This window comes from Echinicola pacifica DSM 19836 (genome assembly GCF_000373245.1).
Taxonomy (GTDB): Bacteria; Bacteroidota; Bacteroidia; order Cytophagales; family Cyclobacteriaceae; genus Echinicola; species Echinicola pacifica.
The window spans coordinates 875,518-891,418 of record NZ_KB890738.1 but is presented as its reverse complement, the minus strand read 5'-3'; the positions used below and the strand labels follow the sequence as shown (position 1 = coordinate 891,418).

General features: G+C 44.3%; 11 protein-coding genes. 7 read left to right on the top strand and 4 right to left on the bottom strand.

Going from position 1 to position 15,901, the window contains the following annotated elements:
• Positions 1–168 precede the first annotated feature (168 nt).
• From ruvB to B050_RS0103750, 3 genes are all read left to right on the top strand, one after another.
• Positions 169–1,206, top strand: coding sequence for a Holliday junction branch migration DNA helicase RuvB (gene ruvB, locus B050_RS0103765; RefSeq protein ID WP_018472555.1), 1,038 nt, complete (start codon positions 169–171; stop codon positions 1,204–1,206).
• Positions 1,207–1,240: 34 nt separating this feature from the next.
• Positions 1,241–2,173, top strand: coding sequence for a tRNA epoxyqueuosine(34) reductase QueG (gene queG / locus B050_RS0103760; protein ID WP_018472554.1), 933 nt, complete (start codon positions 1,241–1,243; stop codon positions 2,171–2,173).
• A gap of 716 nt (positions 2,174–2,889) precedes the next feature.
• Positions 2,890–5,610 (top strand): non-ribosomal peptide synthetase, encoded by a 2,721-nt coding sequence (locus tag B050_RS0103750; RefSeq protein WP_044201694.1) that lies wholly within the window; start codon positions 2,890–2,892, stop codon positions 5,608–5,610.
• A 142-nt stretch (positions 5,611–5,752) separates the two neighbouring features.
• On the opposite strand, the gene B050_RS0103745 is transcribed toward B050_RS0103750, so the two are convergent.
• Both B050_RS0103745 and B050_RS0103740 read right to left on the bottom strand, forming a co-directional pair.
• Positions 5,753–6,451, bottom strand: a complete 699-nt coding sequence (locus B050_RS0103745; RefSeq protein WP_018472551.1) for a response regulator transcription factor — start codon at positions 6,449–6,451, stop codon at positions 5,753–5,755.
• Positions 6,448–8,163, bottom strand: coding sequence for a sensor histidine kinase (locus B050_RS0103740; RefSeq protein WP_026235607.1), 1,716 nt, complete (start codon positions 8,161–8,163; stop codon positions 6,448–6,450). Before B050_RS0103740 ends, B050_RS0103745 begins: the two co-directional genes overlap by 4 nt.
• A gap of 305 nt (positions 8,164–8,468) precedes the next feature.
• Between B050_RS0103740 and lysA the strand changes: the two genes are divergently transcribed.
• From lysA to B050_RS0103715, 4 genes are all read left to right on the top strand, one after another.
• Positions 8,469–9,701 carry a diaminopimelate decarboxylase gene (gene lysA / locus B050_RS0103735; protein WP_018472549.1) on the top strand — a complete coding sequence of 411 codons (1,233 nt, stop codon included), beginning with the start codon at positions 8,469–8,471 and terminating at the stop codon, positions 9,699–9,701.
• Between the two features lie 842 nt (positions 9,702–10,543).
• A complete protein-coding gene (gene gltX, locus B050_RS0103725) occupies positions 10,544–12,085 on the top strand; it encodes a glutamate--tRNA ligase (protein WP_018472547.1) in 1,542 nt (513 codons plus the stop codon).
• A gap of 85 nt (positions 12,086–12,170) precedes the next feature.
• Positions 12,171–12,374: a hypothetical protein gene (locus tag B050_RS0103720; RefSeq protein ID WP_026235606.1), complete on the top strand. Its 204-nt coding sequence runs from the start codon at positions 12,171–12,173 to the stop codon at positions 12,372–12,374.
• A gap of 67 nt (positions 12,375–12,441) precedes the next feature.
• Positions 12,442–13,125 carry a porin family protein gene (locus B050_RS0103715; protein WP_018472545.1) on the top strand — a complete coding sequence of 228 codons (684 nt, stop codon included), beginning with the start codon at positions 12,442–12,444 and terminating at the stop codon, positions 13,123–13,125.
• 264 nt (positions 13,126–13,389) lie between these two features.
• Here the strand turns inward: B050_RS0103715 and pruA are convergent, their stop codons facing one another.
• Positions 13,390–15,021: an L-glutamate gamma-semialdehyde dehydrogenase gene (gene pruA, locus B050_RS0103705; RefSeq protein WP_018472543.1), complete on the bottom strand. Its 1,632-nt coding sequence runs from the start codon at positions 15,019–15,021 to the stop codon at positions 13,390–13,392.
• Positions 15,022–15,197: 176 nt separating this feature from the next.
• Positions 15,198–15,893 (bottom strand): YjjG family noncanonical pyrimidine nucleotidase, encoded by a 696-nt coding sequence (locus B050_RS0103700; protein ID WP_018472542.1) that lies wholly within the window; start codon positions 15,891–15,893, stop codon positions 15,198–15,200.
• Positions 15,894–15,901: the final 8 nt, after the last annotated feature.

Sequence of the window (15,901 nt, the reverse complement as noted above, 5' to 3'; positions counted from 1 at the left end):
TTTATATACAGCAGAGAGACTAGCTTAGTCTCTCTGCTTTTTTTGTGTCTAAATCAAGGCCCTTCCCCTCCTAGCCCGAGTAAAAATCCAGCGCTTCTAAATACTCCTAAACAATCTCTTTCACTTGAGCGCTTATTCTTATATTTGTATTCAGTAAAGTGGAAGAGTATGAGAGAAGATTATCTTAATGGAGACAGTGAAAATATGAATCAGACGGACAAGGACTACGAAAAGGCCTTGCGACCGCTGAGTTTTGATGACTTTACAGGCCAGCAAAAGATTGTGGATAATATTCAGATCTTCGTGTTGGCGGCAAAAAGGCGAAACGAACCATTAGACCATGTACTTCTCCATGGCCCTCCCGGTCTCGGGAAGACCACTCTAAGCCATATCATTGCCAATGAGCTGGAGTCAAGCCTCAAAATCACCTCTGGCCCCGTGCTGGACAAACCCTCCGATCTGGCGGGACTTCTGACCAACCTGGAAGATGGTGACGTCTTATTTATCGATGAGATCCACCGACTCAATCCCGTGGTAGAAGAATACCTCTACTCCGCAATGGAGGACTTCCGCATCGATATTATGCTGGACTCAGGTCCCAATGCCCGTTCGGTACAGATTTCCCTAAGCCCATTTACACTGATCGGCGCCACCACTAGAAGTGGACTTCTTACCTCTCCTCTCCGCGCTAGGTTTGGTATCAATGCCCGCTTAGAATATTATGATTCCAAGTTGCTGACCACCATTGTCACCCGATCTGCTCATATCCTTGGTGCCCCCATCGATGAGGTGGCAGCATATGAAATTGCCCGCAGGAGCAGAGGTACACCGCGTATCGCTAATACCCTGCTTAGAAGAACCCGTGATTTTGCAGATATCAAGGGAAATGGCACCATCAACCTGGAAATCGCCAAGATCGCCCTAAATGCCCTGGATGTAGATGAAAATGGGCTGGATGAAATGGATAATAGAATCTTGATGACCATCATCGAGAAATTTAAAGGGGGACCTGTCGGTCTGTCCACCATTGCCACCGCATGCAGCGAAGAAAGCGAAACAATAGAGGAGGTATATGAGCCCTTTTTGATCCAGGAAGGATACCTCAAGAGAACCTCCAGAGGAAGAATGGCCACCGAATTGGCCTATAAACATCTTAAAATAAAACCCAATATGGGAGGCCAGTCAGGTAGTTTATTTGGGGAGTAATCCCCGATCACCTATCCTATAAGCCAAAAAATATATGGACATTCAATCAGACAAGAACGCCGCCGTCCTCAAGTCCCTAGCCAAGGAGCTGGGATTTGATTTTTGTGGGATTGCCAAGGCTGGTTTTCTGGAGGATGAAGCACCCAAATTAGAATCATGGCTTAGCAATAACTACCATGGACAAATGGGGTATATGGCCAACCATTTTGACAAGCGGCTCGATCCTACCAAACTGGTGGAAGGGGCCAAGACAGTGGTCAGCCTGATTTATAATTATTATCCGGAAAATAAATTGCCCGAAGGCAGGGAAGACCTTAAGATTGCCAAATACGCTTATGGGAAAGACTACCATTTTGTCATCAAAGACAAGCTAAAGGTTTTCCTAGAAAGACTCAAAGAAGAGCTAGGCGATATAGAAGGTCGGGCTTTTGTGGACTCCGCACCTGTCATGGAGCGGCAATGGGCACAGAAAGCAGGCCTGGGCTGGCAAGGAAAAAATAGCCTACTCCTCAATCGGAAAATGGGTAGCTTCTTCTTCCTTGCCGAGCTCATCATTGACCTCAAAGTCAGTCCTGATCCACCCATGGTGAAGGATTACTGCGGCAGCTGCACCAAATGCATCGACGCATGCCCCACCGACGCCATTGCCCAGGCGGGACTAGTCGATGGCTCCAAATGTATTTCTTATTTTACCATCGAACTCAAAGAGGAGTTGCCCACTGATATGAAAGGCAAATTCGAAAATTGGATGTTCGGCTGCGACATCTGCCAGGACGTCTGCCCTTGGAATAGATTCTCCAAGCCACATCAAGAGCCAGAATTTCTGCCCCATCCGGAGCTATCGGAGATGAGCAAAGAAGACTGGATGGAGATCACCCAAGATACTTTCAGCAAGGTATTCCAGAAATCTGCCGTCAAGAGAACCAAATTAGCTGGCCTTCGCAGGAATATCGATTTCCTAAAGTAAGCCCTTGTCCTCACCCATCCGCATTCCCACGCTTTGTTTAAGTGCTTTTACCCCAGTCTTATCCTTCTATTTAATAGCTGGACCTTATTAATTAAAGCTATAAAACAGGCTTATTATACCTATATCATTGAAAAAAAGCTTGGGACATCTCCATTAGGCAAAACCTTGTAGAAGTAAGCTAATCGTGCATGACAAGCCCTAAACTGGAATTTTTATAGTTTACAGGGCCATTCTAGCTTTCTTCCAAGGGGGCATGAAGAGCATTATAAAGCAAAACTGGTATATATCGTGTATAATAGGTACTGAGTTGCACGAGGTCAAAACGAAAGTCAGAAGGGCTAAAAAATGGAAATTTCTCCCTGCTACAAAAATATTTCAAGGCTTCGTTAGAATAATCCCATTATATCTCAATAAATACTATCAGAATACTTTTAAACACTATTTATTATTAGATGGTTAATACCTGAAAAATATATTTTAAATACATTTTTTTGATTACAAAAATCGTTTTTATATTTACATAAACTACTTTACCTTATACTATATTAATAGATAGGGAGGCTGATGATTTAATGATTATAACAACTATCCTATTTCTAAGTTATACTTGTCTTAGGAACTTCCATTATCTAGTTTTTTAGCGATGATGAAGATGGGAAAGGGATTTTATGATCGGCCAGGAACTTACTACTATAATCCTCAATTTATTCCAACGTATGGAAACAACTCGACAAAGTATATTGACAAAGGCAAATCATTTGCCACCAGTCAATTCCTCCAATAACCCTCTAAGGAGGGCTAAGAGCCCCTGTGATAAGGGTCAAAATTTTTATGAAGTGGAGGATTTTCGCTCATTTCTCAGTCATTTTTCGTTATTAGCGCAGATCCATCCCAGCAAGAATGCGATTGAATTTCATCAGGAAAGCATTACCTATGCTGACCTTGATCAGCTATCTGGGCAGCTAGCCAGCTATCTATTGGCGAAATATCCTGCTGGAAAGGGCATTTTTGCCATTTCTATGGAACGCTCCATTGATATGATCGTCGGTATCTTAGGCATCCTAAAAGCTGGTCATGGCTACCTGCCAGTGGATCCAAAACTCCCTGCGGATAGAATAAAATACATGCTTTCCAATGCCAGCGCTGTGGGTATATTGACCAGTAAGAGCCTAAGCAGCTCCCTGCCAGGCAATGCTCCGCATCTGCTTATGGATGAGGTCAAGCCAGTTCTCAGCCAATATCCTGAATGTCCCAAGCTAGCGCCCATCGAGGCCGATGACCTCGCTTATGTCTTGTTTACCTCTGGATCCACAGGAAAGCCAAAAGGCGTACAAATCAGCCATAAGAACCTTATCAATCTGCTGCTAAGCATGCAGAAAGCACCGGGAATGACGGAAAGTGATCGCTTACTTGCCATCACCACGATATCATTTGACATTTCGGTATTAGAGATGTTCCTGCCTCTTATCTCTGGCGCCACCATCGTCCTTGCGGATGCTGAGGCGATCAAAGACGCAAGAGCATTGCTCAAATTATTAAAAAGCAGTAAGATCACCTTTATGCAGGCCACTCCGGTGACCTGGAGGATGCTTACCGCTGCCGGCTGGGACCAATCATTAGCCCTTAGAGCCTTAAGTGGTGGTGAAGCATTCCCTTCTGATCTGGCGCACACCATGCTGAGCTTATGTGATGAAGTGTGGAATGGCTACGGCCCAACCGAAACCACCATCTACTCCACCATCAAAAAGCTGGACGCTAAGGACGATAAAATCACCATCGGCCAGGGGATAGACAATACAGGCATTTATATCCTCGATGAGAATGGCAATGAAGTAGAGCCTGGCCAAAGTGGAGAAATCTATATTAGTGGTGATGGAGTATCTGTGGGCTACCTGGGACGCGAAGACCTCACGGTGGAGCGTTTTCTGGCTAATCCATTTGAGATGGACCGACCTATCATGTACCGCACTGGCGATCTGGGTCGTGAGCTTTTGAATGGTGATATCGAGTGCCTCGGCCGAGCTGATCATCAGGTGAAGATCCGTGGATTCCGAATTGAGCTGGGAGAGATCGAGCAGTTATTATTGCAGGAGAAAGAGATCGCCGCAGTGGCGGTAAACCCTTGGGAAGACCGCCCTGGCAATAAAAGACTGGCAGCATTTATTGTCCCTAAAAACAGCCTACAGCAGTCCGAATTCTTACAAATGGCTGCTCAGTGGAAAGAACTATTGAAGCAACAGCTTCCAGAATATATGATTCCTGCAGACTGGGTGATGCTCGCTGAGCTCCCGCTAACTGCCAATAACAAAATCGATAGAAAAGCCCTTCCAGTACCAGAAAAAACTAGTTCTTTTGCTAGCGCAAATGGTGCAGAACCTCAGACGGAGATGGAGAAGCTACTGTTTGAAGTCTGGAAAAAGAGCCTTCGGATGGTCACCTTTTCTGTGGACGACAATTTCTTCGACCTAGGTGGCCACAGCATTTTGGCCGTGGAGGTCATGACCCAGGTGGATCAGCTTACAGGCATCAATTTACCATTGACAAGCTTATTTAGCCATCCTACTTTAAGGGAATTTGCCGCTTACCTGGACGAGCAGCAGCTATCTGGCAAATCCGCTGAATGGAAATCATTGGTTCCTGTAAAGACCACTGGCAGTAAAACACCAATATATCTGGTCCATGGAATGGCGGCTAATGCGGGAACTTTCTTCAAACTTCCCTCTTTATTGGATCCAGAAAGACCGATCTATGGCTTCCAGTCAAAAGGCCTCAATGGCAGCGATACCCCACTGGAAACGGTGGAGGAAATGGCGGTACATTATACCAATGAGCTGCTAGAGCAGCAGCCAGAAGGACCTTACTTGCTGGGTGGCTACTCTTTTGGAGGATATGTGGCTTATGAAATGGCCAGAATTCTCATTGAAAAAGGCCTGGAGGTCAAGGAGCTTTATATGTTTGACACGCAGGCGGTCAATATGCCTATGAATGCACACAAAAATGATTCATCACTTAATCATTGGATGGATAAATTGCGCAAGAAAAAGGTGGAGCTGCAAGTTCTAATCCAAGCGCCTAAAACCATGGGGCAATTTAAACTTCGTGCCGCGGCGAGAAAGAAGGACAAGATTTTAGAAAAGCTAAAGCTTAAAGTAAAGTCGGCCCCTGATGGCAGAGCGGCGGTTATCAATAAAATTCGAAATCTGAATTTTGAGGCGATGGTCAATTACGCCCCTAAGCCTTTGGAGGTGAAAATCATTGTCTTCAAAGCCAGAATAATACCATCAAAATCCCTCAATCATCCGAGTAATGGATGGTCAGATTACAGTAAATCCGTTGAAGTGATCCCTGTACAAGGAGACCATTTTACCTTATTTGAAGATCCATTCGTATTAGATCTTGGCAAAAAACTCGATCATTTGCTCAAAGAATCAGTTTAGTTTTATGTCTATCCCCCTGCCTCCACGGGCGGGGGGAATTTTTTTAATATTAATTCTCCTCCAGAGATTATCTAATAGTTTCAGACTTACGAAGAGGGCTGCTAATCTTATTATTTGCCCCTAAGGAAGGAGCAAGAGCCACTTAGCCCTCGCTTACCACCATCTTAAACCCTTCCCCATGAAGGGTTATAATCTGAACTTTGGGATCCGCTTTCAGCAACTTCCTCACCTTGCTAAGGTACACATCCATGCTACGGGCGTTGAAATAGCTATCATCTCCCCAGATCTGCTTGAGGGCATGACTTCTACTTACTGGCTTATTAAGCTCGGAGGCCAATAGTCTGATCAATTCATTTTCTTTGGAGGTCAGCTTATGCTTGCCATCGGGACCTTCCAGCATCTGCTCATCATAATGAAGAAGCAAGTCGCCCATTTGATAGTTTTTCAGGGCAGCAGGTTGTCCATCTGGCTTCTGAGTCCTTCGTAGAATGGCGCCTATCCTGAGGAGCAGCTCCTCCATACTGAATGGTTTGGTGATATAATCGTCCGCTCCGATTTTGAGCCCTTCAATCACATCGTCTTTCATATTTTTGGCGGTAAGGTAAATAATAGGAAGGTCGTCTTGAATCTTCTTAATATCCTTACCCAGGGTAAACCCATCTTTTTTGGGCATCATAATATCCAAAATGGCCAGGTCAAATTTATCCTTTTTGAAATTTGTCCATCCTTCCTCACCATCTTTGCACAGCGTGGTTTCATACCCCTTCATATTAAGGTATTCCTGAAGAATATCACCCAGGTTTGGGTCATCCTCTACGACTAAAAGCTTTGCTTTACTCATTGTTTTCGGGGTAAAATGATCGTAAATGTACTTCCTTTATTTATTTCACTATCGACAGCGATCTCACCATGATGCGCTTCGACCATGGTTTTGACATAAGCCAAGCCTAGCCCGAAGCCTTTCACATCGTGCACATTTCCGGTAGGTACGCGATAGAATTTATCAAATATCTTCTTGACAGAGTCTTTTGACATTCCCATACCATGATCGCGAATGATCAGTTTTATCCGATCGGGATCCGCAATCAGGCTGATTTGAATCAGCGGCTGGTCGCGAGAATATTTATTAGCATTGTCCAATAGATTGTTGATGATATTGGACAAGTGGAAGGCATCGGCCTCCACATAAGGGTTATCCACAATGACCTCCAGTTCAATTTGGCCACCTTTCTTTTCGACCTGAAGGTCAAAATGCCTCTTGGAGTCTTCAATTAAATCTACCAGATTGATCAGATCAAATTTCAGCTTAAAGTCCTTCTTCTCTAAGGCTGCAGCCTGGAGCACTTTCTCCACCTGCGTTCCTAGTCGCTTATTTTCATCTTTGATGATCGCAAGGTACCGATTTCTAAACGCATCCTGATTAGCCAGATCTGGATCCTGTAGGGCTTCCACAGCCAGACTGACCGTGGCTATAGGCGTCTTAAACTCATGCGTCATATTATTAATAAAATCATTCTTGGTCTCAGACAGCTTCTTTTGGCGTATGATCACCTTGATCGCATATATAAAACAAAGAATAATAATCACCAAAAACAATAATGAACTCGAAAGTGGCAATATCACCTGCCGCAATAAATACTGCTGCTTGGAAGGGAAATGGATAATCATGAAATTTTCCTGCCCCATCAGGTCGCCAGGGAATAAGGCCGCTTTTATGCCATTGAGGCGTAAATTGTGAGTATTGACCACCTCATGAATAGGGATAAGCTGATTTCGACTATCCATAATAGCCAATTCGAATTGGCCTTCGATCCCTCTCTGTGCCAACTGGGAGGTGATATCCTTCCTGAGGTCTGCAGTATCAAGTCGGCTGAGGATATTCTGACTGGCATCTGATATCATCTGGGAAAGCACGACCTCCACTAATTCGATTTTCTTATTGGCCTTCACAATATTTTCAGCCACATTCTCTGATACATTATACTCCTCGGTAATCAAGGCCTCGCGATTCACCATATAATCCTGCACCTGCGCAAAACTATCTCTGCGGGCCACAAAACCCAGGTATTTTTCTTTTTCCCGCAGGTAAATGGCCATCTCATCTGGGGTAAATAGCTGGCTGGCCACGGAAGCCGGCAACTCAAAATATTTCTGCAATTCAAATTGATTTTGGGGCTTACCACCTCGGGAGGCGATGATGCGCTGGAAGGTCTGCGACACCTGCGGCATAGGCTCATTAAATAACGAATCCATCACCGAAGGCCTGCGCTCTATGGATACCTTGCGGAGTATATTGAATTGAATGGGTTCAATCTTCTGAAAGAATACTGACTTAAACGTACTGTCCTGGGCCACCGCATTGAGGATAATATCACTGGTCTCCCCACGCTCCAGTCGTGATATGCTGGCTGCCAGAGACTGATAGACATTCTGCTCAAATCTCTCTTGGTTTATCTTCAGCGCATTGGTCACCCAATAGTACTGAAAGCCCACCAAACCTAAGGTGGCCAGAGACATGAGAAGAATAATGATTTTCATTTTTGTCTTAGACATATCGCAAATTTATACCATATCATGTAGGATATTCTAAGCTTAACAATTTTTAACAGCGATAAAGACCAGCTGGAGGCCTCATGAATATACAAAAAAGCTAGATTTGGTCACAATTACCAATGAAAGACAATAAATGATATAGTGCTACAGCATACTATCCGATCCTTCATTGGTGGTGGATTGGCTCTCAAATCTGCATTCTTAAAATAAGCTTTATAATAAATCCAAAAAGGAAGGGGCATCCTTCCTTTTTTTGTTGGCTAGCCTTCTTTATATTTGCCACCTTAATTTATTTTGGAAAAATCATGACCATCAACAACCAACAATACCAAATACAAGGTATCCCTATGCTGGATATCGCAAAAGAATTTGGTACGCCGGTGTACGTGTACGACGGCCAGAAGATCTTGGATCAAGTGGAATCGCTGAAAAGCGCTTTTTCTTCTGCAAATCTTAAAATAAAATACGCCACTAAGGCCCTTTCTAATATCAATATTCTGAAGTTGATGAAGAAGGCTGGTACGGGTGTTGATGCAGTCTCAATCGAGGAGGTACATCTCTGCCTACACGTAGGCTATGCTCCTTCGGAAATCATGTTTACCCCAAATTGTGTCGCCTTTGAGGAGATCCAGGAAGCCGTAGGCTTAGGGGTGATGATCAATATTGACAATATTCCTATGTTGGAGCATTTTGGGACACACTATGGTAATACTGTGCCTGTATGCATACGACTAAATCCACATATCCTCGCTGGAGGCAATGCCAAGATTTCTGTAGGACATATAGACTCAAAATTTGGGATTTCTATCCTCCAAGTGAAGCATGTGCTGAAAATCGTGGAAGCGCATACGCTGAATGTCATCGGCCTTCACATTCATACTGGCTCTGATATCCTGGACGCTGATGTATTCCTGAAAGGAGCCGAAATTCTGTTTGACGCCGCCCGTGAATTTAGGGATTTGAAATTCCTTGATTTTGGAGGAGGCTTTAAAGTGGGTTATAAAGAAGGTGATATCACCACAGACATGCAGGATGTGGGCAAGAAAGTGTCCGCCGCGTTCAAAGCATTCTGCACCGAATATGGCCGGGAACTGGAAATCTGGTTTGAGCCAGGGAAATTCCTGGTGAGCGAATGTGGCTATCTACTCGTGCATGCCAATGTGGTAAAATCTACGCCTGCCTCCACCTTTATAGGAGTGGACACAGGACTCAATCACCTGATCAGACCAATGATGTATGATGCCTATCATGGGGTGGTAAACATCTCCAAGCTGGACGGTCCAGAGCGGGTGTACACCATCGTAGGGTATATCTGTGAGACAGATACCATCGCTGCAGATCGCAAAATCAAAGAAGTGAAAGAAGGAGATATCCTTGCCATTAAGAATGCTGGTGCCTACGGTTTCAGCATGGCATCCAATTATAACTCCAGACTACGACCAGCGGAAGTTCTGGTGCTGGACGGTAAAGCACATCTTATACGCAAAAGAGAAACATTTGAAGACATCTTGCGTCATCAAGTGGATTTAGGAATATAAATATTGCATTTGAAAGACAATATTTTCCCCCTTCAAAACTTTGAGTAATAAGACAATATCCTTAAATTAGCAGCATGACCAAGCACAGGTCCTGGTAGTAATAATTTAACTCACCAAAGCCCGGATCCAACTATCCGGGCTTTTTTATGCCCTCCTATTGCTAAACTCATCCCCTCCTCAAGCTGTACGCATCATTCTTCCTATTTCCCATATCCTTCCTAGGCCTGCGAAGAATAATTTGGCTGACGCTTATATTTTTTTTACTCAAATCTAATACCCTAAAATACTCATGGTGCTAAGCGGCTTCGCAATATCCAATCCACATCAAATAAAGAATCTATAAACCTTAGCTTCCCATCCTTATAAATATAGATAAGAGGTAAATTGGATCAAGCCACTCAATAAAGCCTCTGTAGAAAAAATACCAAACGCAGGTAAAAAGTAGCTGGTACTTTTCTAAAGGGCAATGCTGAAGTCGGCTTATATTAAGTATAGAAGGTACAGCTTTCCCATCCCTTCGTTCGGCTTAGCACATGGCGGCTAAGAATATGTTCCCACTGAGGGGAATCAGGGATTTTGTAAGGCAGAAGCTATATAATTGCTGCAAAGCAGAAAAAAGACAAGCATCAATTTTGCCGCCAGGCCCAAAATAAAATTCCATAAAATATAATACATCGGATTACCTAAAGGGATATTATCTTTATAAATCATCTTTTTGTATCTTTGTTGATTGTATTTACGGAGTAAATTAGTCCAAAAAAGGCAAGATACTCGGTGAAGAAATTATCATTTGGAATTTGCCAGGGAGCTCTCCCTGAAAGAATTAGGAAACAGATAAAAAAATGACGAAAGAAGTACGTGTACGGTTTGCACCCTCTCCGACTGGGGCATTACATATTGGTGGTGTCCGCACCGCCCTTTACAACTATCTTTTTGCGAAGAAGCAAGGAGGCCAGTTTTTACTAAGAATAGAAGATACCGACCAGACCCGATTTGTTCCTGGGGCGGAAGAATATATTAAGGAGGCGCTGGAATGGATTGGGATTGTGCCAGACGAAAGTCCATGGAAAGAAGGTCCTCATGGTCCTTATCGTCAGTCTGAGCGTAAGCCACTCTATATGGACTATGCCATGGATTTGGTAGAAAAAGGTTTTGCGTATTATGCATTTGACACTTCTGAGGAGCTCGATGCCATGCGTGAGCGACTTACTGCTGCTCGGGTGGTCTCTCCACAGTACAACTCCATCACTAGAACCCAGATGAAAAACTCGCTTACCCTTCCTGAGGATGAGGTCAAGGAGCGTTTGGCATCTGGAGAGCCTCATGTTATCCGTCTGAAGGTACCTAGAAAAGAGGAAATCCGCCTCAATGATATGATTCGTGGCTGGGTAATGGTACATTCTAATACCCTTGATGATAAGGTGCTGATGAAAAGTGACGGCATGCCTACTTATCATTTGGCAAACATCGTGGATGATCACCTTATGGGCATCACCCATGTGATCAGAGGCGAGGAGTGGCTTCCATCTGCGCCGATTCACGTGCTACTTTACAGGTATTTGGGCTGGGAAGACACCATGCCTGAGTTTGCGCATTTACCATTATTACTTAAGCCTGACGGCAATGGCAAGCTTTCTAAGCGAGATGCGGACAAGAACGGCTTCCCGATCTTCCCGATGAACTGGAAAGATCCACGGACGGAGGATTTCTCACAGGGCTTTAAGGACGCTGGTTATTTGCCAGACGCTTTCATCAACTTCCTTGCATTCTTGGGCTGGAATCCCGGGGACAACAGAGAGATATTTAGCCTTCCGGAATTGATCCAAGCATTCTCCGTGGAGCGCATCGGCAAATCAGGCACTAAGTTTGACATCAATAAAGCAAAGTGGTTTAATGAACAATACCTTAAAGCCAAGTCCAACGAGGAGCTAGCGGCATACCTCAATGCAGACCTGAAAAGCGAAGGCATAACTATCGAAGAAGGAAAAGCGGAACAAATCGTTGCCATCATGAAGGAACGCGCCACTTTCCCTTCCGACTTATGGAAAGAAGGTCGCTTTTTGTTGATTGCACCAGATCAGTTTGACGAGAAAGTTTCCAGCAAGAAATGGACTGCTGACGCCGTGAAGGTACTTACGACCTATAAGGCGAAATTGGAATCGCTCGATGCCATCCTGGAGCCAGTGAATGCCAAGGCATTGCTGGAAGAGGCGGCGGCTGAGAACGAAATCAAGCTTGGCAAAGTAATGCCAGCCGTACGCCTTGCAGTTACCGGCGCGGGTGCAGGACCAGATCTAATTTCGATATTTATGATCATCGGTAAAGATGAGCTAATCAAAAGGATCGATTTTGCGTTAAACACACTAGAGGTAATAGAATCTTAATGGCAGATAGCCATTGAAGTACCTTTTACCAATTTGAATGGCCCTGGGGACTTTATCCACAGGGATTACTAAAAAAAGATGCGTCATGGCTAAGAAAACCAAAAAAGAAGAAAATCCTAAAGTAAACCCTGAGCTCGATGGCTTCAAAATGAATATTAACTCCTTCGGAGAAATATCAAGTTCATTCTCAATTGATAAAATCAATGATTTCCTTAATAAGAATGTAGATGATAAGAAGCTCAAAGACCGGGAAGATCTTCAAGATATTAAAAAGGATAAGAAAAAGTAGTTCGCTTCGGCGAGCTATTTTTTCTTTTTTACCTCATTAGCCTTTTCAGACCACTAATCATCGCACCTTGAATATCAAAGAATCTCTTTTGAGGAAAATCGGCATAGTAGGAATTGTACTTTTTATAGCGGTAAGTATTCCTGCGCAGGCTCAGCTGAGCGTGGGCATCCGGGGAGGCCTTTCGTATTCGGGAATGTCCTACAGATCCAACCCTGCTATTCCCAGTAAAAAAGTCCATGGCTTAAAAAACAAACCTGTCTTTGGTCTGGTAGTGGAGCATTATTATCAAAATCACGCCGGCATAGAGCTAGACATTCAATATGTCTCCACTGGCTATATCGAATATAATGATGAAAAGACCCTTTCCAACGAAACTCAATTTGACTATTTGAAAATACCTGTGCTGTCCAATTTTTACTTTGGAGGCTCGGGTCGATTCCATATTAAGATGGGGCCGCATTTTGGTTATTTGCTGAAAGCCGAAGACGTCAGAAGGGAATTTGAATCTACCAATCCCAATATACCCATCCTGCCTACTTACGGCCAGCCAGGCGATGACCCTAAACGCTTTATGTATGGACTGACTGCAGGCGCAGGGATTTCAAAAGTATTTGGGAAAAGCACCATCGTCGCAGAAGTAAGGGCTTCCTACGAGCTAGGACGCCCAGAAAGCCAGGATCGGATTTTTGACATGTCAGCTACCAATTTAGAATTCACCGTCTCGTACTTATTTAAAGTTATAGACCGCTAAGTATCCACTTTCCGAGTAATAAGAAAGGGTAAATTCAAAAGTAGGCTTAGGTGGGGCATTTGATAAGTCTTTCTATATCACTCATGAAGCCCGGCCTCCCATCCACCCTCAGCCTAATCACCATTTTAAGCCTCCCTTGGGCATCAATCGCCATAAATATCCGTCTCTCAGATCAGCAAAAAAAAGAGCGAACTCCTTTTAGGAAGCCCGCTCTTAATGATCTCAATCCTTAGGATTGATAGTGGTATTTCTTTAATCGAAATCTTATTCTTCACCTTGGAATGGATACCTATAATCGGTAGGAGTGACGAAGGTTTCCTTGATTGTTCTTGGAGAAACCCATCTCAATAAGTTGATCATCGCACCGGCCTTATCATTGGTACCGGATTTTCTGGCTCCGCCAAATGGCTGCTGTCCTACCACAGCACCAGTAGGCTTATCGTTGATATAGAAGTTCCCGGCGGCATTTCTTAGCTTTTTGGTAGCAAATTCAGCAGCGTATCTATCCTGAGAGAATATCGCTCCTGTCAGTGCATACGGAGAGGTCTGGTCAACGAGCTCCAGGGTCTCCTCAAAATGATCTGCCTGATACACGTAAATGGTCAGCACTGGACCAAAAATCTCCTCGCACATGGTTTTGTACATTGGGTCTTTGGTCACGATGACGGTAGGCTCCACAAAATACCCCTTGGACTTATCATAATTGCCACCGGAAATAATCTCCAGCCCTTCTTCCTTAGCCTTATCGATGAAGCTAGCGATTTTATCAAATGACTTCTCATCTATCACCGCATTCACGAAATTGGTGAAATCTTCCACTCCACCCATTTTCATGGTAGAAAGATCTTCCTGTATGTATTTCTTCACATCTTCCCATAGATTGGAAGGCACATAAGCCCGGGAAGCTGCTGAGCATTTCTGTCCTTGAAATTCAAAAGCGCCTCTTACCAAACCAGTAGCCAGCTCCTTCGCACGTGCTGACTTATGAGCGACCACGAAGTCTTTACCTCCTGTTTCGCCCACGATACGCGGATAGGATTTATATTTGGTGATATTATTTCCGATAGTTTTCCAGATAGTCTGGAACACAGCGGTGGATCCAGTAAAGTGGATACCCGCAAAGTCAGGATGGTCAAAGATCACCTCTCCTGCTGCAGGTCCATCGACATAGACCAAATTAATAACACCATCAGGAACGCCTGCATCACGAAAAACCTCCATCAGTACATTGGCAGCATAGATCTGCGTATAAGCAGGTTTCCATACCACGGTATTCCCCATCATAGCGGGTGCAGTGGGAAGGTTTCCTGCAATAGCGGTAAAATTAAATGGAGTAAGGGCAAAGATAAACCCCTCCAAAGGACGCTGTTCTAACCTATTCCACACGCCCTTTCCAGAGATTGGAGGCTGCTGAGAATAGATATCAGTCATATATTTCACATTAAATCGGAGGAAATCCACGATTTCACAGGCAGAGTCAATTTCTGCTTGATAGGCGTTTTTGGATTGCCCGAGCATGGTGGCTGCATTGATTTTATATCGATAGGGTCCAGCGATCAGGTCGGCAGCTTTCAGAAAAATGGCAGCTCTTTGTTCCCATTCCATGGTTTCCCAAGCTTCCTTTGCCCCCAGAGCGGCATTTATAGCCTGCTCCACATGGCCTTTATCGCCTTCATGGAAGTGACCCAATAGATGCTGATGGTCATGGGGAGGAGAAAGCGGGATTTTCTTCCCAGTCTTCACCTGCTCGCCACCGATATACATGGGAATATCCACTTGCTGGCTTCTAGCTTCCTTGAGCGCTTCTTTCAATTTCGCCTTTTCCGGACTCCCGGGGGCATAGTCAAACACCGGCTCATTCTTTGGTTCCGGCACATTAAAAAAACCTTTTAACATAACAATTTTGAGTTTTTATATTCCTAGTCGCACAATTTATGTAAAATGCGGCATATACCATGCCAAGTAGCCGCTAAGTTTCCCCAGATTGGCTGGAACCATTCCTGAAACCTCTGCCTATCTGGGGACTTTTAGGCCTTTTTTATTTGGGGTACCCCAATATTACTATTCCTGAATTACAGCAAGTTTTCTAACTCAGACAAATGGGTAATGGTATAGGTCGCCTGGGGATCTATCTCACTTCCATGCGGATTAAAATACACCTGATCAATGGAGGCGTTTTTGGCTCCCTGAATATCCGAAACCGGATTATCACCTATCATCAGACAGTCCTCAGCCTTTACGCCCAGCTTGCCCATCGCATATTCGAAGATGCGCTTGTCGGGCTTCTTATGACCTGTAGTCTCAGAGGTGACCACGAGCTGAAAGTACTCGCCAATACCCGAAGAGCTCATCTTCTGTGCCTGACTATGGTCAAAGCCATTGGTGATCACATGAAGCTGATAGTGTTGCTGCAGGTAGATGAGAATCTCTTTGGAATGTGGAAACAAATGGGGCTTTGTAGAGGTTCTATGCATAAAATCCTCCTCCATCGCCTGCGGAACCTCCGCATTTCCTGCTCCCAGATGATCGAAGATCCTTCTGAAACGTTCTTTTCTAAGCGTCACCTTATCGATCTTGCCCACATTATAGTGTTCCCACAGGCCCATATTTACAAATAGGAATCCCTGATAGAAATCGCTTGCAGATGGCAGACCCAGTCCGGCCAAAGCGTATAATTCATATAGCTCAGATAGGGATTCCTGGACATTGCGGTCATAATCCCAAAGGGTATGGTCAAGATCAAAAAACAAATGCTGGTACTTTCTCACTTTAAGGG

What these genes read in the sequence shown, in the direction of transcription:
- B050_RS0103745 (WP_018472551.1), bottom strand. Translation starts at nt 6,451, where the DNA reads ATGAGTAAAGCAAAGCTTTTAGTCGTAGAGGATGACCCAAACCTGGGT.
- B050_RS0103720 (WP_026235606.1), top strand. Translation starts at nt 12,171, where the DNA reads ATGGCTAAGAAAACCAAAAAAGAAGAAAATCCTAAAGTAAACCCTGAG.
- ruvB (WP_018472555.1), top strand. Translation starts at nt 169, where the DNA reads ATGAGAGAAGATTATCTTAATGGAGACAGTGAAAATATGAATCAGACG.
- B050_RS0103740 (WP_026235607.1), bottom strand. Translation starts at nt 8,163, where the DNA reads ATGTCTAAGACAAAAATGAAAATCATTATTCTTCTCATGTCTCTGGCC.
- gltX (WP_018472547.1), top strand. Translation starts at nt 10,544, where the DNA reads ATGACGAAAGAAGTACGTGTACGGTTTGCACCCTCTCCGACTGGGGCA.
- B050_RS0103750 (WP_044201694.1), top strand. Translation starts at nt 2,890, where the DNA reads ATGGAAACAACTCGACAAAGTATATTGACAAAGGCAAATCATTTGCCA.
- lysA (WP_018472549.1), top strand. Translation starts at nt 8,469, where the DNA reads ATGACCATCAACAACCAACAATACCAAATACAAGGTATCCCTATGCTG.
- queG (WP_018472554.1), top strand. Translation starts at nt 1,241, where the DNA reads ATGGACATTCAATCAGACAAGAACGCCGCCGTCCTCAAGTCCCTAGCC.
- pruA (WP_018472543.1), bottom strand. Translation starts at nt 15,021, where the DNA reads ATGTTAAAAGGTTTTTTTAATGTGCCGGAACCAAAGAATGAGCCGGTG.